The organism is Nannocystis bainbridge, from assembly GCF_028368995.1.
In the GTDB taxonomy this organism is placed as follows: domain Bacteria; phylum Myxococcota_A; class Polyangia; order Nannocystales; family Nannocystaceae; genus Nannocystis; species Nannocystis bainbridge.
Window position 1 is genome coordinate 524,853 of the sequence record NZ_JAQNDL010000001.1, and the last position, 20,706, is coordinate 545,558.

19 protein-coding genes are annotated in these 20,706 nt (G+C 72.6%); 13 read left to right on the forward strand and 6 right to left on the reverse strand.

Going from position 1 to position 20,706, the window contains the following annotated elements; translation table 11 throughout:
• Nucleotides 1–58 precede the first annotated feature (58 nt).
• From POL25_RS02055 to POL25_RS02105, 11 genes are all read left to right on the forward strand, one after another.
• The gene (locus POL25_RS02055; RefSeq protein ID WP_272084080.1) at nucleotides 59–529 is read left to right on the forward strand and encodes a hemerythrin domain-containing protein; all 471 of its coding nucleotides are present in this window, start codon (nucleotides 59–61) and stop codon (nucleotides 527–529) included.
• A 44-nt stretch (nucleotides 530–573) separates the two neighbouring features.
• Nucleotides 574–1,659, forward strand: coding sequence for a glycosyltransferase family 9 protein (locus POL25_RS02060; RefSeq protein ID WP_272084081.1), 1,086 nt, complete (start codon nucleotides 574–576; stop codon nucleotides 1,657–1,659).
• The gene (locus POL25_RS02065; RefSeq protein ID WP_272084082.1) at nucleotides 1,652–2,173 is read left to right on the forward strand and encodes a hypothetical protein; all 522 of its coding nucleotides are present in this window, start codon (nucleotides 1,652–1,654) and stop codon (nucleotides 2,171–2,173) included. The genes POL25_RS02060 and POL25_RS02065 overlap by 8 nt, the downstream gene beginning before the upstream one ends.
• Nucleotides 2,152–3,138: a glycosyltransferase gene (locus POL25_RS44110; protein WP_272084083.1), complete on the forward strand. Its 987-nt coding sequence runs from the start codon at nucleotides 2,152–2,154 to the stop codon at nucleotides 3,136–3,138. Before POL25_RS02065 ends, POL25_RS44110 begins: the two co-directional genes overlap by 22 nt.
• Nucleotides 3,135–5,006, forward strand: coding sequence for a glycosyltransferase (locus POL25_RS02075; RefSeq protein WP_272084084.1), 1,872 nt, complete (start codon nucleotides 3,135–3,137; stop codon nucleotides 5,004–5,006). Before POL25_RS44110 ends, POL25_RS02075 begins: the two co-directional genes overlap by 4 nt.
• 25 nt (nucleotides 5,007–5,031) lie before the next feature.
• Entirely contained in the window at nucleotides 5,032–5,772 is a 741-nt protein-coding gene (locus tag POL25_RS02080; RefSeq protein WP_272084085.1) for an SDR family oxidoreductase, read from the forward strand.
• Nucleotides 5,769–6,350, forward strand: a complete 582-nt coding sequence (locus tag POL25_RS02085; protein WP_272084086.1) for a D-glycero-alpha-D-manno-heptose-1,7-bisphosphate 7-phosphatase — start codon at nucleotides 5,769–5,771, stop codon at nucleotides 6,348–6,350. The genes POL25_RS02080 and POL25_RS02085 overlap by 4 nt, the downstream gene beginning before the upstream one ends.
• A 104-nt stretch (nucleotides 6,351–6,454) precedes the next feature.
• Nucleotides 6,455–7,957, forward strand: a complete 1,503-nt coding sequence (rfaE2, locus tag POL25_RS02090; protein ID WP_272084087.1) for a D-glycero-beta-D-manno-heptose 1-phosphate adenylyltransferase — start codon at nucleotides 6,455–6,457, stop codon at nucleotides 7,955–7,957.
• Nucleotides 7,954–9,057 (forward strand): lipopolysaccharide heptosyltransferase II, encoded by a 1,104-nt coding sequence (gene waaF, locus POL25_RS02095; protein WP_272084088.1) that lies wholly within the window; start codon nucleotides 7,954–7,956, stop codon nucleotides 9,055–9,057. The genes rfaE2 and waaF overlap by 4 nt, the downstream gene beginning before the upstream one ends.
• A 70-nt stretch (nucleotides 9,058–9,127) precedes the next feature.
• A complete protein-coding gene (locus POL25_RS02100) occupies nucleotides 9,128–10,309 on the forward strand; it encodes a glycosyltransferase family 9 protein (protein WP_272084089.1) in 1,182 nt (393 codons plus the stop codon).
• A 372-nt stretch (nucleotides 10,310–10,681) separates the two neighbouring features.
• On the forward strand, nucleotides 10,682–10,864 hold the full coding sequence (locus POL25_RS02105; protein ID WP_272084090.1) for a hypothetical protein: 183 nt from the start codon (nucleotides 10,682–10,684) through the stop codon (nucleotides 10,862–10,864).
• 58 nt (nucleotides 10,865–10,922) lie between these two features.
• Here POL25_RS02105 and POL25_RS02110 read toward each other — a convergent pair whose 3' ends face one another.
• Nucleotides 10,923–12,752, reverse strand: coding sequence for an ABC transporter ATP-binding protein (locus POL25_RS02110; RefSeq protein WP_272084091.1), 1,830 nt, complete (start codon nucleotides 12,750–12,752; stop codon nucleotides 10,923–10,925).
• A 776-nt stretch (nucleotides 12,753–13,528) separates the two neighbouring features.
• Here POL25_RS02110 and POL25_RS02115 point away from each other — a divergent pair.
• Nucleotides 13,529–13,777: a hypothetical protein gene (locus POL25_RS02115; RefSeq protein WP_272084092.1), complete on the forward strand. Its 249-nt coding sequence runs from the start codon at nucleotides 13,529–13,531 to the stop codon at nucleotides 13,775–13,777.
• Between the two features lie 87 nt (nucleotides 13,778–13,864).
• Here POL25_RS02115 and POL25_RS02120 read toward each other — a convergent pair whose 3' ends face one another.
• The 5 genes from POL25_RS02120 to POL25_RS02140 all read right to left on the reverse strand — a co-directional run bounded on the left by POL25_RS02120 (nucleotide 13,865) and on the right by POL25_RS02140 (nucleotide 19,136).
• A complete protein-coding gene (locus POL25_RS02120) occupies nucleotides 13,865–14,953 on the reverse strand; it encodes a BON domain-containing protein (protein ID WP_272084093.1) in 1,089 nt (362 codons plus the stop codon).
• Between the two features lie 546 nt (nucleotides 14,954–15,499).
• Nucleotides 15,500–16,168, reverse strand: a complete 669-nt coding sequence (locus tag POL25_RS02125; protein WP_272084094.1) for a hypothetical protein — start codon at nucleotides 16,166–16,168, stop codon at nucleotides 15,500–15,502.
• Nucleotides 16,169–16,337: 169 nt separating this feature from the next.
• Entirely contained in the window at nucleotides 16,338–17,045 is a 708-nt protein-coding gene (locus tag POL25_RS02130; protein WP_272084095.1) for a hypothetical protein, read from the reverse strand.
• 190 nt (nucleotides 17,046–17,235) lie between these two features.
• On the reverse strand, nucleotides 17,236–17,868 hold the full coding sequence (locus POL25_RS02135) for a hypothetical protein (protein ID WP_272084096.1): 633 nt from the start codon (nucleotides 17,866–17,868) through the stop codon (nucleotides 17,236–17,238).
• Nucleotides 17,869–17,879: 11 nt separating this feature from the next.
• Entirely contained in the window at nucleotides 17,880–19,136 is a 1,257-nt protein-coding gene (locus POL25_RS02140) for a hypothetical protein (RefSeq protein ID WP_272084097.1), read from the reverse strand.
• Nucleotides 19,137–19,573: 437 nt separating this feature from the next.
• Between POL25_RS02140 and POL25_RS02145 the strand changes: the two genes are divergently transcribed.
• A complete protein-coding gene (locus POL25_RS02145) occupies nucleotides 19,574–20,644 on the forward strand; it encodes a sensor histidine kinase (protein ID WP_272084098.1) in 1,071 nt (356 codons plus the stop codon).
• The last annotated feature ends 62 nt before the right edge of the window (nucleotides 20,645–20,706 follow it).

The window sequence follows — 20,706 nt, forward strand, 5'->3', positions numbered from 1 at the left end:
GGGATGGGCAGCGCGTCTGGCTGGCCCCATTCGCTCGCTCGTGTCATGAACGGGCCTGATGATCGAAACCGCTCAAGACCCCACCATTTACCAGGTCATCCGCGACCAGCACCGCGCCGTCGCCGAGCTGCTCGCCGAGCTGGCCGCCGAGCAGGACGTGGCGCGCGGGGAGCAGCTGTTCAGCCAGGTCCGCGACGCGCTGGAGCGCCACGCGCGGGCCGAGGAGGCCGTGTTTTACGACATCCTCATCCAGCAGGACGCGGAGGGCAAGGCGCTGGCCAAGGACGCCGAGCGCGACCACTCGCAGGTCCGGCGCCTGCTCGCCGAGCTCGAGAGGATGCGGGTCGACCACGCCGACTGGGCCGCGAAGGTCGAGGCGCTCACCCGCAGCGTGACCGAGCACGTCGCGTTCGAGGAGGACACTATCTTCGCCGCGGTCGAGGCGATCCTCGACGACGATCAGGCGCGCACCCTGGCCGAGACGTTCGAGGCGCTCGAATCGCGGGTCGAGCCCGAGGCCGCCGCCTGATCGCCCGACTGTGATGATTCACGCGCGCAAGGCAGAGGTCGCCCATGAGCGGAGTGCCATCCCCGGAGTTCGCGCTCGGCTCGCCCGTCAAGGAGCGCGAGCCGAGCGTGCGGCCCGGCGCCCAGGTCCACGCGGCGCGCGAGGTGCTGGTGCTGCGCGCCCTGCCGGGCCTCGGCGATTTCTTGTGCGCCACCCCGGCGCTGCGGGCCCTGCGAGCCGGCTTGCCGCGGGCCAAGATCACCCTGCTGGGCCTCCCGCGAGCGCGTGAGCTGGTCGCTCGCTGCTCGCACCTCGTCGACGGCCTGCTCGAGTTCCCCGGCTTCCCCGGGCTGCCCGAGACCCTCGCCGACGTGCGCGCCCTGCCCGACTTCTTGCGCGCGGTCCAGGGCCGCTTCGACCTCGCCTTGCAGATGCACGGCGACGGGCTCGTCAGCAACATCGTCGTCCAGCTGCTCGGCGCGCGCACCAGCGCCGGCTTCTACGCCCCGCCGCAGCCGTGCCCCGACCCGGCGACCTTCTTGCAATATCCAGCGGACCTCGCCGAGCCGCGCATCCACCTCTCCCTGCTCGGCTTCCTCGGCATCGAGGCGCGCGGCGAACGGCTCGAATTTCCGCTCGCGCCGGCCGACGTCCGCCGGGCCGACGCGCTGCTGCAGGCCGCCGGCGTCGCGCCCGGCAAGGCGTTCACCATCCTCCATCCCGGCGCCGCCGAACCGCGCCGGCGCGTCGACCCTGGCGTGCTCGCGCAGGTCGCCGACGGCCTGGCATCGCGCGGCCTCGCCGTGGTCCTCACCGGCTCCGCCGACGAGGCCGACCTCACCGCCGCCGTCGATCACCACGCCGCGCGCGAGCTCGTCGACCTGGTCGGCCGCACCGACCTCGGCTCGCTCGGCGCGCTGGTCGAGCGCGCCCGCCTGGTGATCGCCGGCGACACCGGCATCTCCCATTTGGCGAGCGCGCTGCAGACCCCGAGCGTCGTCGTCTTCCGCAGCACCGCGCCGGCCCGCTGGGCCCCGCTCGACCGCGTGCGCCACCGCGTCGTCGACGCCCGCGAAGCCCCGGCCTCGGCCGCGGCGATCCTCGCCGAGGCCGACGCCGCCCTGTTCCTCGCGGGGGTCGACCGTGCTTGATCCGCGGGCCGCCCTCCGCCGGGCCCGCCGGCTGCTCGTGGTCCCGCCCGCGGCCGGCTGCGACGAGCTGGGGCCGGCGCTGGTGCGCCTGCGGATCGCCATGCCGCAGGCGATGGTGGTCCTGCTGGCCGAGGCGCGCGCCGCCGGTCGCGTCGCCGTGTTCGTCGATCAGGTGCTGCCGGCGGCCGCGCTGACGCGCTTCGACGCCACCGGGCTGCCGGCGCTGGTCGATCGGCTGGCTGCGGCCCGCCTCGACGCCGCCCTGGTGTTCACGGCCGCCGACGAGACCGCGTTCGAGGTCGCCTACCTCGCCTACCTCGCCGGCATCCCGGTGCGCGCCGGCTTCGCCGACGAGTTCGGCGGCGGCGTGCTCGCGCCGGCCGTCCCGCCCCCGCCGGCCCGCGTCATCGGCCCCGGGCGCCACCTCTCCCTGCTCGACGCGCTCGACCTGAGCGCGCCGCTCGCCCCCGCGGGCGCGAAAGCGAGGCCCTCGTGCGACGACTCCGCGTCCTGACCTGGCACGTTCACGGCAGCTACCTCTACTACCTCACCCAGGCGCCGCACGAGTTCTACCTGCCCGTAAAGCCAGGTCGTCCCGAGGGCCACGGCGGGCGCGGCGGCAGCTTCGCCTGGGGCGCCAACGTCCACGAGGTCCCGGCCGACGCCGTCGCCGACCAGGCGTTCGACGTCGTCCTGTTCCAGTCGCGCCGCAATTACGAGTGCGATCAATTCGAGCTGCTGAGCGCCGCCCAGCGCCGCTTGCCGCGGATCTTCCTCGAGCACGATCCGCCCCGCGAGTCGCCGACCGACACCCGCCACCCGATCGACGACCCCGACGTCCTGCTGGTCCACGTCACCCCGTTCAACGCCCTGATGTGGGACGCCGGGCGCACCCCCGTGCGGGTCATCGAGCACGGCGTCGCAGTGCCCGACGGCGCGGCCTACAGCGGCGAGCTGGCGCGCGGGATCGTCGTCGTCAACGACCTCGCGCGGCGCGGTCGCCGGCTCGGGCGCGACATCTACGAGCGCGTGCGCACCCACGTCCCGCTCGACCTCGCCGGCATGGACTCCGACGCGCTCGGCGGCCTCGGCGACCTGCCGCTGCGCGAGCTCCACGCCCGGCTCGGCCGCTACCGCTTCTTCTTCAACCCGATCCGCTACACCAGCCTCGGCCTGGCCGTGTGCGAGGCGATGATGATCGGCCTGCCGATCCTCGGCCTCGCCACCACCGAGATGAGCACCGCCGTGCAGAGCGGCGTCAACGGCTACGTCGAGACCGACCTCGAGCGGCTGATCGGCCACATGCGGCGCCTGCTCGCCGATCCGTCCGAGGCCGCCGAGCTGGCCGCCGGCGCGCGGCGGATCGCCCGCGAGCGGTTCGGCATCGACAGGTTCACCGCCGACTGGTCGCGGGTCCTGGGCGAGGTCACCGGATGTCCCGAAGGACAGGTCGCCGGCGCGGCCCGGAGGCTCGCGTGAAGCCGCTGCCCTTCGCCGCCGGCGCCGGCCTCGAGCGGCCGGGCGGCCCGCTGAAGATCGCCATGATCAGCGAGCACGCCTCGCCGCTGGCCCCGCTCGGCGGGCGCGACAGCGGCGGGCAGAACGTCTACGTCGCCCAGGTCGCGCGCCACCTCGGCCGCCTCGGCCACCGCGTCGACGTGTTCACCCGCCGCGACAGCCCGACCTCGCCGGCGATCGTCGAGATGGCCGACGGCGTGCGCGTGATCCCGGTCGACGCCGGCCCGCCCGCGCCGCTGGCCAAGGAGACGCTGCTGCCGCTGATGCCGGCGTTCACCCGCGCGGTCGCGGCCTGGGCCCGGCGCGAGCGCTACGACCTCGCGCACGCCAACTTCTTCATGAGCGGCCTGGTCGCCGCCGAGCTCAAGCGCGAGCTCGGGGTCCCGTTCGCCGTCACCTTCCACGCGCTCGGCAAGGTCCGGCGCCAGCACCAGGGCCAGGCCGACGGGTTCCCCGACGAGCGCTTCGCCATCGAGGAGCGGATCGTGCGCGAGGCCGACGTGATCGTCGCCGAGTGCCCGCAGGACGAGGTCGACCTGATGACGCTCTACGCGGCCGACCCCGAGAAGTTGGTCATGGTCCCGTGCGGCTTCGATCCGGGCGAGTTCTGGCCGGGCGGCCGCGCCGAGGCCCGCGCCGCGCTCGGCCTCGGCGCCGACGAGCGGGTCATCCTGCAGCTCGGGCGCATGGTCCCGCGCAAGGGCATCGACAACGTCGTGCGCGCGCTGGCGCGGCTGCCCGCCGACGCGCGCGCGCGGCTGGTCGTCGTCGGCGGCGAGTCGCGGCGCCCCGATCCTTCGCTCACCCCCGAGATCGGTCGCTTGCTGGCGGTCGCCCGCGAGGAGGGTGTTGCCGATCGCGTGACCTTCGTCGGCAGCCGCGGCCGCGGCGAGCTGCGCGACTACTACGTCGCCGCCGACGTGTTCGTCAGCACCCCCTGGTACGAGCCGTTCGGCATCACCCCGCTCGAGGCGATGGCCTGCGGCGTCCCGGTCATCGGCGCCAACGTCGGCGGCATCGCCCACACCGTCGCCCACGGCGAGACCGGCTACCTGGTCCCGCCCGACGACCCCGACGCGCTGGCCGACAAGCTCGCGCTCGTGCTTTCGCAGCCGCGCCTGGCCCGACGTCTGGCCCAGCTCGGGCTGCAGCGCGTGCACGCCCTCTTCACCTGGGACAAGGTCGCGGCCCGCCTGGCGGGCGCCTTCGTCACCGCCGCCGGCCGCCGCCCCGTCGCCCCGCCGACCGCCGCCTTCGCCGCCGTCGACCGCGGCTTCGACGACCTGCTGGCCGTGCTCTCGCGCGCCCGCACCTGCCTACGCGACGACATCGTGCGCGCCGCCGACCTCGTCAGCGCCGCCTTCGCCCGCGGCGGCAAGGTGCTCGTCTGCGGCAACGGCGGCAGCGCCACCGACGCCCAGCACTTCGCCGCCGAATTGGTCGGCCGCTTCCTCGCCCCCGACCGCGCCGGCCTGCCGGTCATCGCCCTCAACGCCGACACCGCCGTGCTGACCGCCTGGGCCAACGACGTCGGCTACGCCGACGTGTTCGCCCGCCAGGTCCGCGCCTACGGCCGCCCGGGCGACCTCGTGTTCGGCATCTCGACCAGCGGCCGCTCGGCCAACGTCGTCGCCGCCCTCAAGACCGCGCGCGACTGCGGCCTCCACACCTTCGCCCTGCTCGGCGGCACCGGCGGCGAAGCCGGCGACCTCGCCGACTGCGCCCTCGTCGTCCCCTCGCCCGACACTCAGCGCATTCAGGAGGTCCACACATTGGCCCTGCACCTGATCTGCGAATTGGTGGAGGCGCAGGTGGCCCCCTCGCCTTGAAATGGCCCCATCCCACGGAGCAGCGATGACCCTCGTGATCGAAACACCCCTCGCGGACCGCATCGTGCTGGTCACCGGCGGCGGCTCGGGCCTCGGCGCCGAGATCGCCCGCACCCTCGCCGCCGCCGGCGCGCACGTGATCGCGGCCGACATCCAGACCGCGCCGCTGGCCCGCCTCGTCGCCGAAGTCGATGACGCCGGCGGTAGCATCGAGGCCGCCCGGCTCGACGTGCGCGACGCCGACGCCGGCCAGGCGCTGATCGACGACATCGTCGCGCGCCACGGCCGGCTCGACGTCCTCGTCAACAACGCCGGCACCGACACCACGCTGGCCGTCGACGAGCTCAGCGTCGCCGACATCGACCGCGTGCTCGCCGTCAACCTGCGCGGCCCGTTCGTCCTCAGCCGCGCCGCCTTCCCGCGCCTGCGCGCCCAGGGCGGCGGCTACATCGTCAACATCGTCTCGACCGCGGCCAAGCGGGCCTGGAAGAACGCCAGCGCCTACCACGCCAGCAAGTGGGGCCTCTTGGGCCTGAGCCACGCGCTGCACGTCGAAGGCCGCCCGTTCGGCATCAAGGTCACCGCCCTGCTGGCCGGCGGCATGCGCACCCCCTTCATCCTCGACCGCTTCCCCGACACCCCGATCGCCGACCTCCAGGACCCGCGCAACGTCGCCGAGACGGTCCGCTTCCTCATCGCCATGCCCGGCGAGTCGGTGGTGCCCGAGCTGATGGTCGTGCCCATGCGCGAGACGAGCTGGCCATGACCCGCCGCCGCCCCGCCGCCTTCCTCGACAAGGACGGCACCCTCATCGACGACGTGCCCTACAACGTCGACCCCGCGCGCGTCCGCCTGACCCGCGGCGCCCGCGACGGCGCCTGGTCGCTGCGCGCCGCCGGCTTCGCGCTCGTGGTCGTCACCAACCAGTCCGGCGTCGCCCGCGGCCTGTTCGGCCCGCACGACCTGCTCGGCGTCCAGGCCCGGATCGAGGACCTGCTCGACCTCGAGCTCGACGGCTTCTACTGGTGCCCGCACCTGCCCGCCGGCGTCGTCGCCGAGTACGCCGTCGCCTGCGACTGCCGCAAGCCCGCCCCTGGCCTGCTCATCCGCGCCGCCGCCGACCTCGGCCTCGACCTCGCCGGCTCGTGGATGATCGGCGACATCGCCAGCGACATCGAGGCCGGCCGGCGCGCCGGCTGCCGCACCGCCCTGCTCGCCGCCTCGCCGCCCACGACCCGCCCCGCGCCGACCCTCGTCGCCGCCGACCTCGTCGAGGCCGCGCGCCGGATCCTCGGCCACGCCGCCGCCAGCGAGCGCGACGAGCAGCCCGCGCCCCTCGCCTGAGCGACCGCGATGCCCCGCCCCTGCCCGAGACCGCCGGTCTGTTGGGACATGTCCGCTGCGACATGTCAAAACATACCTATCCGTTCGGACATATCCTATTCGACATGTCCCAAAATACATCCACACCCAGAGCCGCCGCGATGACCCATGTCCTGCTCCCCGTGCTCGACGCCTTCGCCGGCCTGCGGACCCTCGTGATCGGCGAGGCCATGCTCGACGCCTACCTCGACGGTCACAGCGAGCGGCTGTGTCGCGAGGCCCCGGTGCCCGTCGTCGACGTCGACGCGCGCCGGGACGTCCCCGGCGGCGGCGCCAACACGGCCGTCAACGCCGCCGCGCTCGGCGCCCGCGTCACCTTCCTCTCGGTCGTCGGCGCCGACGACGACGCCGACCGCCTGGCCCGCTCGCTGGTCGCCCTCGGCGTGTGCGACCGCGGCCTCGTGCGCGCCGAGGGGCGCCGCACCCTCGTCAAGCAGCGGATCCTCGCCGGCGGCCAGATCCTCCTGCGCCTCGACGCCGGCAGCCGCGACGGCCTCGACCCCGCCTGCGAGGCCCGCCTGCGCGAGCGCCTGCGAGCCGCCTGGCGCGAGGCCGACGCCGTCATCGTCTCCGACTACGGCTACGGCGTGCTCACCGACGGCCTCATCGACGAGCTCGCCGCCCTGCAGGCCGCCCACGCGCGCGTGCTGGTGGCCGACGCCAAGGACCTGCGCCGGCTCGCGCGCGCCCGGCCGACCGCCGTCAAGCCCAACTACGCCGAGGCCGCGCGCCTGCTCGGCCTCAGCAACGGCCACGGCGACGGCCGCGTCGAGCAGATCGCCGCCCACGAGGCCGAGCTGCTGCAGACCACCGGCGCGCGGGTGGCCGCGGTCACGCTCGACAGCGCCGGCGCCCTGGTCTTCGAGACAGGTCAGCCCGCCTACCGCACCTACGCCAGCCCCTCCTCCGACGCCAACGCCACCGGCGCCGGCGACACCTTCGTCAGCGCCCTCGCCCTCGCCCTCGCCGCCGGCGCGCCGACCCACGCCTGCGCCGACCTGGCCTCGGGCGCGGCCGCCCGCGTCGTCGCCCGCGACGGCACCACCGCCTGCACCGCCGCCGAGCTGCGGGTCCACTTCGCCGCCCAGGACAAGCTGCTCGGCCCCGACGACCTCGCCCGCCTGGCCGACAGCCTGCACCGCGCCGGCAAGCGGCTGGTGTTCACCAACGGCTGCTTCGACATCCTCCACCGTGGCCACATCACCTGCCTCAGCCGCGCCAAGGCGCTGGGCGACGTCCTGATCGTCGGCCTCAACGCCGACGCCAGCGTGCGCCGGCTCAAGGGCGCCGCCCGCCCGATCAACTGCGCCGCCGATCGGGCCCAGGTGCTGGCCGCCCTGTCGTGCGTCGATCACATCGTCGAGTTCGCCGACGACACCCCCGCCCGCCTCATCGAGCTCGCGCGGCCCGACATCTACGTCAAGGGCGGCGACTACCGCCTCGACACCCTGCCCGAGGCCCCGCTCGTGGCCCGCCTCGGCGGCGAGGTGCGGCTCATGCCCTACCTCGAACATTTCAGCACCACCGGCCTGCTGGCGCGCATCGGCGCCGGTCGGGGCGACGCATGAGCTGGGCCGCCGCCCGCCGCGTGCTCGCGGTCCGCCTCGACACTCTCGGCGACGTGCTCATGACCACCCCGGCCCTGCGCGCCGTCAAGGAGGGCCACCCGCGCCGCCACCTCACCCTGCTCACCTCGAGCGCCGGCGCTGTCGCCGGTCGCCTCGTGCCCGAGGTCGACGAAGTGTGGAGCTTCGACGCCGCGTGGCTCAAGGCCGGCCCCGCGCACGCCGACGCCGCCCGCGAGCGCGACCTCGTCGACCGCCTCCGCGCCGGCCGCTTCGACGCCGCGATCGTGTTCACCGTCTACAGCCAGAGCCCGCTGCCCGCCGCGCTCCTGACCTACCTCGCCGGCATCCCGCGCCGCCTGGCCCACTGCCGCGAGAACCCCTACCGCCTGCTCACCGAGTGGGTCCCCGAGACCGAGCCCGAGCGCGGCGTGCGGCACGAGGTCACCCGCCAGCTCGACCTCGTCGCCGCCGTCGGCCTGCGCCCCTCGCACGATCTCCTGTCTCTAAGGCCATGTCCCGAAGACCACCTCGCCGCCGCGGCCGAGCTGGCCCGCCTGGGCCTCGCGCGCCGCTGGGCCGTCGTGCACCCCGGCGCCACCGCCAGCTCCCGCCGCTACCCCGCCGCCGGCTTCGCCACCGTCGCTCGCGCCCTCGTGCGCGACCACGGCTTCGACCTCGTGTTCACCGGCAGCGCCGACGAGGCCGCCCTCGTCGAACAGATCCGCGACGCCGCCGACGTGCTCACCCACTCGCTCGTCGGTCGCCTGTCGCTCGGCGCCCTCGCAGCCGTGATCGCCCGCGCCGGCCTGCTCATCAGCAACAACACCGGCCCCGCCCACGTCGCCGCCGCCGTGGGCACCCCCGTCGTCGACCTCTACGCCCTCACCAACCCGCAGCACACCCCCTGGGCCGTGCCCGCGCGGGTCCTCAGCCACCCGGTCCCGTGCGCCCCCTGCTACCGCTCGACCTGTCCCGAAGGCCATCACCTGTGCCTGCGCGGCGTCCCGCCGGCGGCCGTGGTCACCGCCGCGCTCGAGCTGCTGCGCCCCGAACCCCGCGAGGTCCTCCCCACTGCCGCCGTCCCCCTCGCCCCGCCGTGACGCACATCCACGCAATGTCATGACCGTGACGCCCCTCCACGCAATGTCATGACCCCATCGAAGTACTGCCATGCCCCCTCGCAATGACCCGCTCCCCGCCGCCCCGTTCGCCCTCGATCCTCGCCCGCGGCTCCGCCATGACGAATCGCGTCCGACCGCCCGTGGCCTGGCGGCCCTCGGCCTCGCGCGTGCGATCGAGTGGTCGAGCGTGCGCCGGATCCTCGTCGTCCGGCTCGACAACCTCGGCGACGTCATCCTCACCGGCCCGGCCCTGCGCGCCCTCAAGGACCACCTCCCGCACGTCCACCTCACCTTGCTCGCCAGCCCTGGCGGCGCCCCGGCGGCCGCGCTGTTGCCGTGGGTCGACGACCTCGTGCCGTGCCGCGCCCTGTGGCAGGACCTGGGCCGCCTCGGCTTCGATCCCGCCCGCGAGCGCCAGCTCGTCGCCGGCCTGCGCCGCGGCGCCTACGACCTCGCGCTCGTGCTCACCAGCTTCAGCCAGACCCCGCACCCGGCCGCCCTCGCCTGCGCCCTGGCCGGCATCCCGGCGCGCATCGGCGCGTCGCGCGAGCGCGGGCGGGCCCTCACCGTCGCCCTGCCGCACCTCGATGACGACCTCCACCAGTGCGAGCGCAACCTCCAGCTCGTCGAGCGCCTCGGCGTGCCGGTCGCCGATCGGCGGCTCGAGATCCGGCTCCCACGCGCCGCCTGGAGCGCCGCCGGGGCCCGCCTCGCCGCCCACGGCGTCAGCGGCGACTACCTGGTGTGGAACCCCTTCGCCAGCTGCGACGCGCGCACCTACGACCCGCTGCGCCACGCCCTCGCCGCCCGCGCCCTGGCCGAGTACGCCGACCTGCGCGTGGTCGTCTGCGGGTCCGCCCGCGACCGCGACCGCGCCCGCGAGCTCGCCCCGCTGCTCGGCCCGCGCGGCCTCGACCTGGTCGGAGAGACAGATCTGCTCGAGTTCGCCGCCCTGCTCGCCGGCGCCCGCCTCGTGCTCACCAACAACACCGCCGCCCTGCACCTCGCCGACGCGCTCGCCGTGCCCCAGCTCGTCACCTACGCCGGCACCGACCGCGACAGCCAGTGGCGGCCGCGCGCCTCGCCGCACCGCCTGCTGCGCCGCGCCACCGCCTGCGCCCCCTGCTACCGCTTCGCCTGCCCGACCGCCCACGAGTGCCTGGCCCTGGCCCCCGCCGAGGTGCTCGCCGCCGGCCTCTCGCTGCTCGCCGAGACCGCCCCGCGCGCGTGAAGCCCGGGCCCGCCCCGCGCGTGAAGCCGAGCCCGCCGCGCGCGCCCGCGACGCTCAGGAGCGCGAATCGTGTGATCCCGGCGCACCGAGAATGTCGCACCGCCAATCACCGTAGCCCGCTCGCGTGATTCCCCCGAGTCTGCCGCAGCAGCCCGATCCATCGGCGCCGCGGCCGAGACCGTCCGCCCGCAGCCGATGCTTCGCGACACGCCGGCCGCGCGACGTGCGCGACTGCCAGCAGCGCCCCGATCGGCGCAAACGGGATCCTCGCCGGAGCGGCCCGCCGGCCCCGCTGCGCCGCCTCCACGGTGATTAGAGAGAACCGCGGCGCCGGCAACTGCCGACAAGCTGTCCCCGGGAGGGAACACTCGAATGCATCACCAACGAGTCGAAGCCCACTCGGGCCAGGACGACGGCGTGTCCGTCGAACCGTGGAGCGACCTGAACGACGACGATTTCTACCTCGCCGCCGAGGCCAGCATCGAGGCGCTGTACGAGGGCGAGGAGGAGGAGCTGTCCCCGGACGACATCGAAGAGCTGCCCGACGAGCCGTAGGCCGCGCGCACCGCCGCGCCCTCTCACGGGCGCGGCGTCGATCCGGCCCGCGAACCACTCACATCAGTTCGCAGGCCATCGGCGCCCGCTCGTCCGGCACCGCGAACAGCGGCCGCTCGCGCGGGTGCTGCGACGGCGCCAGCTCGTGTACTGCGCCGTCCTCGACGAACAGCACCCGGTCGAACAGCGACAGCAAGCTCCAGCGATGGCAGGCCGCCAGCACCGTCGCCTCGGGCGAGGCCTCGAACAGGGCGGCCAGCACCGCCCGCTCGGTCGGTGGATCGAGCGCGGCCGTCGGCTCGTCGAGCAGCAGCAGCTCTCGCGCGTGCGCGCGCAGCAGCCCGCGGGCCAGCGCGATGCGCTGGCGCTCGCCGCCCGACAGGTTCAGCCCGCTCTGGGCCAGGTGCGTGTCCCAGCCCGCCTGCAGCTTGGCGATCACCGGCCCCAGGCGGGCCAGCCGGACCACCTGCGCCAGCGTCGCCTCGGCCACTTCCTCGCCGAGCGTCACGTTGTAGCGCAGCGTCTCCGAGAAGATCTGCGGCTCTTGCGGGATCAGCAGCGTGCGGCTCGCCAGCTCCTCGAACGAGCCGCGGCGGCCGTCGAACGTCACCTCGCCGCCCCCCGGGCGCAGCATCCCGGCCAGCAGCTTCAGCAGCGTCGACTTGCCGCCGCCGCTGGTGCCCACCACCGCGATCTTCTCGCCGCGGCGGATCGTCAACGCCCCGCAGCGCAGCGCCCGCTCGTCGCCCGCGTAGCTGAACTCCAGCCCCGCCAGCCGCAGCTCGCGCCAGCGCGGCGCCCCTCGCCGCGGCGGCGCCGCCTGCGGCGTCCCGTGCAGCAGCTCGCTGGCGTCCTCGTAGGCCGCGCAGGCCTCGACGATGTTGCCGTAATACGCCGAGAAGGAGCCGATCGCGCCGAAGATCTTGTCCAGGTAGCTGATGAGCACATAGACCTGGGCCACGTCGAGCGCGGTCGCGTGCAGCCCGGCGCCGTGGAAGTACCACAGCAGCGACGTCGCCATCACCAGCGCGTAGCCGCAGCTGACGGCCGCCCACTTGAGCTCGCTGAAGCGCGACACCCGGCGCACCAGCTCGCCGCCCTCGTCGCGCTGGCGCCCGAGGTCGGCGCAGGCCAGCGCCTCGAGGTTCATCGTCTTCACCGTGACGACGTTCGTCAGGTAATCGACGCACACCCGCCCGACCTTGTTGTCGAATTGATGGACCAGGCGGATGTGCTCGACCATGCGACGGTTGAAGTACATCATCGCCGCGATCGTGACCGCGCCCATCACCACCACGTTGGCGGCCACCCGCACGTCGAGCGCCCACAGGGCCGCGCTGGCGAGCACCACCTTGACGGTGCCCTCGAGCACCTGCCACGAATACTGGCCGACCAGGTTGCCGACCGCGAGCGCCGAGCGCTGCAGCTTGGCCATGTTCTCGCCGGTGTGCCGCTCGACGTGCCAGTGCAGGCCGTAGCCGAGCAGCGCCTGGAACACCCGCGTCATCGTCGCCATGCGCGCCTGATAGGCCACGCCGCTCTGCAGATAACGCCCGAGGTGGTGCAGCAGGATGTTGACGAACCGGAGCCCGAGGTAGGCGCCGATGCCCAGCAGCGCGCCGGCATAGGCGACCTCGCTGAAGCCGTGCTCGACGAACACCCCGACGGTGTAACCGATGGCCCACGGCACCAGCAGCTCGGCCGCGCTGGCGACGATGAACAGGACGACGAACGCCCAGAACCGCGAGCGACTGGGCCCCAGAGCCGTCCACGCGGCCCGCAGCAGCGGCCCGGGCCCACGACCGGGCGGCAGCGGCCGCGCCGGCCGGGCGGCGTCACGGACCCCGTCACCCGCCCACGGCGAGAACAAACGAACGAACGCTTGCATGATCCCCATTCGGCGCCGGCCGACCGGACGAAGACCGACCTAAGCCCGGCGCTCCGCGCGGACCAGGCCCTGCGGCAGCGCCGCTCGGACGCGGATCATGGGAAGTCTCGGGGAGGGACGTCGCGGCGGCGGGATCATGAGAAACAAAAGCTCTGGCGAATGCATCGTTTCGGGCTGCGCCGCACGACGGCGAGCACACGGCCGCTCGCTCGCAGCGGCCGAGGCGGCTCACTATAACCGACGGCCGCCCGCCGCCGCCACCCGTGAATCATCACGGCGCCCGCTCCGCCCGGCGAAGCGAGCGCCGCGCCGACCCCCGACAATGCTGCTCGCCGCGTGGCCCGAATCACCCGTGCTCGCGCGCTGGTGCTATCGATGCATCGCCTCCGCGATCGGGCTCCGCGATCGCCATGCATCCTTCGGCGAGGTCCGTGGCTCCGCCGCGTGCCGCCGATTCGCGCCCCCTCCGACGAGGCCTGGCCTGAACCCTGGGGCGCTGCCGAGTGGCCACCACCGCCGCGCGAACGAGGACCGTCGAGCTCAGGACGGCACCTACCGGGTGCTCGTAGTCCCGCGCATCCTCATCCAATGCGCAATGACGGCACGATCGATCGCACGGACCCCGACCGCCGTTCGCGGGGCGGCGAACGGATTTTGCTTGGCGCGATGTTCCGCCGTCGCCATGGTTGCGAAGCATGCGAAAGAAGGGATCCCTCTCGGAGCAGGAACGATCCCAGGCTTCACGACTGGCCCCGGACGCCCCGGCGACCCAGGCCTTGCTGGTCGTCCTCCGCCACCTCGACGCCGACCCCGCCGTGATCTACGCCGCGCTGAAGACGCGACAGATCGTCTTTCAGGACGCGCTGAAGGGCTTCACCGCGAGGGAGGTCGACGCATGGACGGAGGCGCTCCGCGAGTTCGACCGCCTGAGCAGCGTGCCCCCCGAGCAGTTCGCGCAGCTCGACATCGAGACGAGGCGGCGATGGCAGCTCGCCACCAACCGGGGTGACGCGCTCGCCGAGTGAGCGAGCGCGTCCTTCCAAATCATCGCAGTCGGGCCGGCGTGGCCTCGCCATTCCTCCATGGCGAGAACCAGGCCCGCGACGCCGCGCTCACGCCTCGCGCGTGCGCGACGTGGTCGACGTGGTCGTCGGCTCGTTCTGCGACCCGCGGCCGGAGGTCTGGCCCTGCCCGCCCATGTCCTGGCGCGACATGCCGCCCTGCCGCCCCGACGTGACGCGCAGTTGATTCTGCACGTCGAGCACCCCCGAGACCTCCTCGGTCAGATCTTCGGCCATGCGCTTCATCTCGCGGTCCTCGACCATGCCGGTCAGGATGACGTTGCCCTGATTGACCTTCACCTCGATCTCGCTGGCGTCCACCGCGGGATGCCGGGTCAAGATCTCGCAAATCTCCTCGGTGATGCGCTCATCGGAGCGGCGATAGCCTTTCGGCCCGCGCCCCGCGTAGCGCTCCTGCGACCGCCCGCCGAGGCGGCCCGCCTCGCCGAAGCCCCGCGACATCCCCCGCCCCTGCGCCATCTCCCCGCGGAATCGGCCCTCGAAGCCCTCGCGGCCGTGGCTCTGGCTGCCGTATTGGCCCGGGCTGCCGTACTGGCCCTGCCCGCCGTACTGGCCCTGGCTGCCGTATTGGCCCTGCCCGCCGTACTGGCCCTGCCCGCCGTACTGGCCCTGCCCGCCGTACTGGCCCGGGCTGCCGTACTGGCCCTGCTCGCGGTATTGGCCCTGCCCGCCATATTGGCCCGGGCTGCCGTACTGGCCCTGCTCGCGGTATTGGCCCTGCCCGCCATATTGGCCCTGCCCGCCGTACTGGCCCGGGCTGCCGTACTGGCCCTGCTCGCGGTATTGGCCCTGCCCGCCGTACTGGCTCTGCTCGCCGTATTGGCCCTGCCCGCCGTATTGGCCCTGCCCGCCATACTGGCCCTGCCCGCCATGATAGGCTTGCTGGCCCTCGTAGCGGCCGGCCCCATGTCCCATGAATTCGCCGGTGCGCCGCTCCTCGTATTCGAACCCCTCCTCGTCCGCGAGGCGGCTCCTTTCGCCGGACTCCTCGCGGCCCGCCCAGGTGCGCATCTCGTCGCCACGGCCGCGCTCCCGGCCCTCGCGCTCCTGCATCGCAGGGCGCTGACGACGGCCATGGCTCTGCTCTTCCTGTCCCTGACGGCGTTCGTTCGGTCGCATGAATCTTCCTCTCGTCCTGATTGGTTTGGGTGGATCGAGCGGCCCGGGGGCCGCGCGTGCCGACAGCATGGGAGCGAAAAACCGCAGCCCCGGGACAGTGGAGCAGGAACGCCCACCGATGGACGCGCACGCCCACGAATCGCGCAGGCTGCCCCGATGTGCGCGGCCGCCACCGCCTCTCGCTCGTGTGATTCGACCTCACCGTCGCGCCGGGCGACCCTTCCCACGCTCGCCGGCGACGACCGGACCCCGGGCGGCGATGGCACCGGTGCTCACCTCCGAGGCCCAGCGCCGCACCGAACACGCAGCGGTCGACCTCGCGGAGGTCACGCTGCCGCTCGAGCGCGGGCGTTCATTCGCCGCCGCTCAAGACCTCGTCCCGCGCGCGTCGCAACGCGCGCGGCCTGCTCCATCGTCGCAAGGCTCGCCGGCAACAGAGCTCGACGATGCCGCTCCAAACTTCGGTGAGGGCGACGGCCAGCAGCACATGGTGCCACCACAGCAAATCGCTGACGCTGACGCCCAGGAGACAGGCGACCGCTGCGATCAGGCAGATGTAGCCCACGACACACAGCGGCCAAAATGGCGTGAAGAAAGCGAGCTCCCAGAACTCCCGGGTCGGTAAGAAAACCGAAGCGCTGCATTTGTCCTTGATGTAGCCGAAGACGGATGTGGCGACACCCACTCCAACCTTTTACAAGTCTTGAACTTCTTGAAGAACCACCAGCATCCGGCGCCGGTGGCTACCCCGATCGATCCGCCGCTGAGCCCGCCGGCGACATCGCACGACACCGAGCGCGAGGGCGCCGCCTCCGCAGCGTCCGCGAGCGCCTGCTCGACCTCCGATGTGGTCCAGACCTGGACGAGGCTGTTGAAGAGAGAGACCACTTCCTCACGCTCGAGGGTCGCAAGGTACTCCGTGTTCAACGTCTTCAAACTCTGCTCGGGCAGCCCGGTCAACTCGCCGTCGAAGTCGAGGATGGTGGTGTCGTCCACGAGCAGGATGAAGGTCGCTCCCCCGTCGAGCTCACCATGCGCCGCCAGCCTCACGTGCCCGACGCCCTTGAGCGCGTAGGCAATCTCGATGTTCAAGCCTTCGGAGAAGTCGAAGGCAGCGATCACCGCATCCGCGGAGAAGTCCACCGGCGCCCGGAGGCTTTCAGAAAACTCGCCAGGCGTGACGTGCGCGGGATTGGAAGCCGCGAAGAGCGACACGGCAATGAGGAAGTTCGGCGAGCATATCTCCCATGACAAAAGCTCGGCAGACCACAAGCGGACGACGACTAATTCCCGACGACGAGCGGCGAGGGCCGCGTCGCCGAAAGAACCCGCCGCCGTGGAGCGCGACCTCGGGCGGCGTCGTCACCCGCACTCAACAAGGTCCTCAGGGGTCATGAGAGGATCTCGAGTCCCCCTCGAACCCGAGCGCCCGCTCGATGTTCGTGGCGATCCACGACAGCGTCTTGGGGTCGTCGATCCCACTCAGTAGCGATTGGCGTCGACCTTGGCGCCCCAGGAGCACGAGCTCCAGGCGGCGATCCTCGGGGCGCTCGGCGCGAGCGAGGGCCCGCACAAACACCCCTTTGACGTCGTCGGCCACGAATTGCTGGCCTTGGTGGAGCGGGACACCATCACCCACGACAGTGAGGCCATCCGACGTGGCGATGAAGCGCATCACGGAGGTCCTGGGGATCGCACTCCACGTGATTCCACCGACCGCGAGCACCACGGCACCGACCGTCATCGCCGAAGAGAGCTCGATCCTGGTCACCACAACGACGAAGAAGAGCGCGGCCGTGGCGGCGGCCGCTCGGAACTGTTGCCGCCGGTGCTCGACGAGAATATCGAGCCGGGGTTCCTCGGCCGCCACGCGGTACGGACCGCGCGCATCGCCTTCGGTCAGCGCCGTGGCGGCTCGACGCGTCACGCCCGGCGGGGGGACATCGTCCGCGACTTCGCTTGGTGACTGCTCCACGAGCAGGCAACCGCACGCGTCGCAGTAATCCAGCGCATGCTGTGAGCCCTGGACGATGGGGCTCTCGCACAGCGGACAGCACTCGTCGAGATTCGGGTCACGTTCGGACGGCTCCACTCCTGCAGGTCCTCACATCCTTCTTCTCATGGCCCTCGTGCCTTGCCAACCCGTCGCTGCGCTCCCGCATGATCGTGCGGTGCTCCGGGCGCCGCTTGCGAGCATGGGCCGCGAGCGATTCTGCCGCCTGGCGACCGCCAGGCTGGCGAAGCGCCACCGGCGAGCCGCGCTGCCGCCTCGCTCGCGCCGCCTAGCCCTTCGGCCCCTGCACGACCGCCAGCAGCTCCTGCGAGCGCCGGGCCTGGACCTTCTCGAGCAGCGCCACGTCGGTCTTCAGCGCGTGGCTGGCCTTGGCCAGTTGCACGGCCACGCTCGACGGCTGCGCCGACCCGGCGATCGCCGCGAGCGCGCGGGTGTCGGCGAGCGAGCGCTCCGCCAGCGTCGACGCCACGTCGAGCAGCACGAACTCCAGCAGGCCCGCATCGATCGAGCCCGACAACAGCGGCGCCTGGCCCACCGATTCGGCCACGAACGCCGCCATGCGGGCCGCGGGGCTGACATAGCGGCGCGGCAGCCCGAGCTTGTGGAGCAGCCCCTCGAGCGTCGTCACCCGGTCCTCGTACATCTGCGCCAGGTGCTCGTGGAGCTGCCGGCGCGCGGGCTGGCTGGTCTGCTCGGCGGCCGCTCGGGCGAGGCGGGCCGAGACTCGCGCGTGCATGGCGATCGCGCTGACGACATCCGCGAGCGCGACCCCGTTCAGCCCCGCTGCCGCGCCGCAGGCCGCCAGCGCCGCCGGCGACACCTCCTGCGAGGGTGGGATCACCGTCATGCTCGCGGGTCGGCCGTGGCCCCCCGAAGCCTTCGTCACAAACAGGATGGACATGGCGATTCTCCTTATTCGTCGCGCTCGTGTTGCGCTGCATCGAGGTCTTCGAGGGACCCGGACCGCAGCACCTCGATCGGGTGCGGGCCCTCGGTGGTCAGCCGGAAATCGTCGCCGAACACCTCGACGTGCCGGGCGATGACGTACTCGCTGGGGACCTTGACGCCGCCGTTGACCGCCTCCTGATACGCGAAGAAGCGCGCGTCGGCGGGCAGCGCCCCCATCGGCACGAAATCGGGGCCGACGGAGGTCAGGTCGATCTGGTGCTTCAGGACCTCGCGGATGTATTTCTTGTTCTCGTGGAAGCGCGTCGGCTGCGGCAGCTCCGGCGGCAGGATCGCCTGCGGCTCGACGCCCTCGTGGCGCAGCAGCAGCTCGCCGGCCACCCGGACGTGCTCGATCTCCATCGCCAGGTGCAGCTCCCAGATCTTGCGGATCCGCGGGTCGACCTCCTCGGTCATGAACGACCAGTACAGGTAGCACTCGTTGTAGTGGTGAAACAGCTCGCGCTGGAACCACGACTCGAGCGGGTCGAGCAGCGACTCGTACTGCGTCACGTGCTGCTCCTCGATCTCCGCGATCTCGAGGTAGAGCCCGCGCGCCAGCGGCGGCACGTAGGTCGGCCCCACGTTCATGTAGAAGTTCATCGTCTGCTGCTCCGCCGCCACGATCGTCATCGCGTGCAGCCGCGACAGCGGGTCGACGGTGTGGCGGTCGTAGTGGCGGCGCACGTCGTCGAAGGGGTGCCGGTGCTCGACGATCGTCGGCCGGCCGGGCATGACCTCGGTCAGGTTGCCGACGATCTCGTGGACCCGCTTCGGCCCCTCGATCAGGTCGATCAGGTTGGCGTAGCGGTACAAGTGGTCGAAGTCCTCGAGCAGGCCGAAATCGAGGGTCTGGCGCAGGTACGGGTCGGGCTCGGTGCGCGCGAGCCCTGCGGTCAGATCGATGGCGACCTGCTCGTAGCCGAGGGTGGTCTCCAGCACGGTCTGGTCGCCCGGGAGCAGCCAGTTCACCGCCTTCTGCTGCTGCTGGTCGACCCGCCGCAGCAGCGCGAGCGTGGTCTTGACCGGCCAGCTGTCGGTGTGGCGCGCGAATTGGTGCGACGACAGGATCGACTCGATCTCGATCCCGTTCATCACGATCACGCGAGCGCGCGTGTACGGGTGGACCTCGCGCTTGTCGAACGGCGCGACGTTGAGCTCCGACCAGTTGCGGATCTGCAGCTCCAGGGGGATGCCTTTTTCGGCGAGCGGATTGAAGCCCATGGGTCTCTCCTGTCCCCTCCATGGCGATTTCGCCCGAGGGGGTCACGTTGTGAGCGTCTCGCTCCGTACCACCGCCGATCGGCCCGACCACTCGCGCGCCAGCCCTCGCCAGCGGGCACGCGAGCGGCGAGAGCGTGCCGGCGCCGTCGCGCTCCCCGAGATTGTGCGGAGGTTCCGCTCGTAGCATTCGTCGCGCCGCGGCCGATGCGGCCGCATGGAACGAGCGCGCAGACGTTCACCGGCTCCGACGAGACCGCCGCCGCCGCCGCGAGCGCTCGAATTGGCTCGCGGGGCGCCGGGGGCGGCACGCGTTCGCCCCGCCGGCGCTGGCCTCGGCGGCCGTTTCGACCGCTCGCCGGCGGCGGCGGCTCGGGCTCGCGCGCGTCCGAGCCTCACGCTCCCTCGTCCCCGCGCGCCTGCTCGCCCATCTTCTTGCCATGCGGATGCACGAGTTCATCAGTTCGCGGCGCGAGGAGCTCGTGTCGCGGACGCTGTTGGCGCTGAAGAAAGACTACCCCGATCGCACGGCGGACGAGCTCCTCGACGATCTCCCGCCATTCATCGACGCGGTCCTCCGCACCCTCCGTGGCGACTCCGAGACGTCCGGGGGCGGCCCGTCTCTCGGGTTCGGCCGCCAGTTCGCCCCGGCGCACGGGCGGCAGCGAAAGGAGCAGGGCTTCGACCTCAACCGCATCGTCCACGACTACGGCGTCCTGTGCGACGCGACCAATTCGCTCGCCGCCGAGACGGACGAGCAATTCAGCACCCGAGAGCATCTGCTGCTGAACCGCTGCATCGACGAGGCCACCGCGCAGGCGATCGACGCCTTCGCCGCCGCCCAGCACGAGGACCAGTCGCAGGTCCTCGGAGCGATCGGCCACGAGATCAGGAACGCCGCGTGGAGCGCCTCCATGGCCTTCGACCTCATCTCGAGCGGCAAGGTCGGGGTCAACGGTCGTACGGGCGACGTGCTGCGTCGCTCGCTCGAGCGGATCGAGCAGCTCTCCCTGCACGCCCTCGACGCCGCCCGCATGACGGCAGCCTCGACCGCCCAGCGCGAGTGGCTGGACGGCCGCGAGTTCTTGCAGCAGCTCGTCGACGCGACGGTGGGCGAGCGCGGCATCCAGGTCCACCTGGAAGTCGAGCCGGCGCTCGAGTTCGAGGTGGACCCGCGGCTGCTCACCTCGGCGATCAGCAACCTCCTGCAGAACGCGGTCAAGTTCACGCACGACGCCGGCACCGTGACGCTGCGCGCCAGCACCCGCGACGCGGCGGTCTGCATCGAGGTCGAAGATCGCTGCGGCGGGCTGTCCCGCGAAGCGCAGGAGCACATGTTCGATCCGACGCAGCGGAGGGCCCGCGGGCCGCGGAGCAGCGGCTTCGGCCTGGCGATCGCCCGCCAGGCCGTGGAGTCGCAGGGCGGCACCCTGAGCGTCGACGACGTGCCGAGCGTCGGCTGCGTGTTCCGCATCCTGTTCCCGCGCTCGACCCGGCTCGACCCGAACTGATTGCGATCGCGGCTCGCCCGGATCTCGGTCTCGCGGCCGAGGAGTTGGTCGCGCGGGCCGAT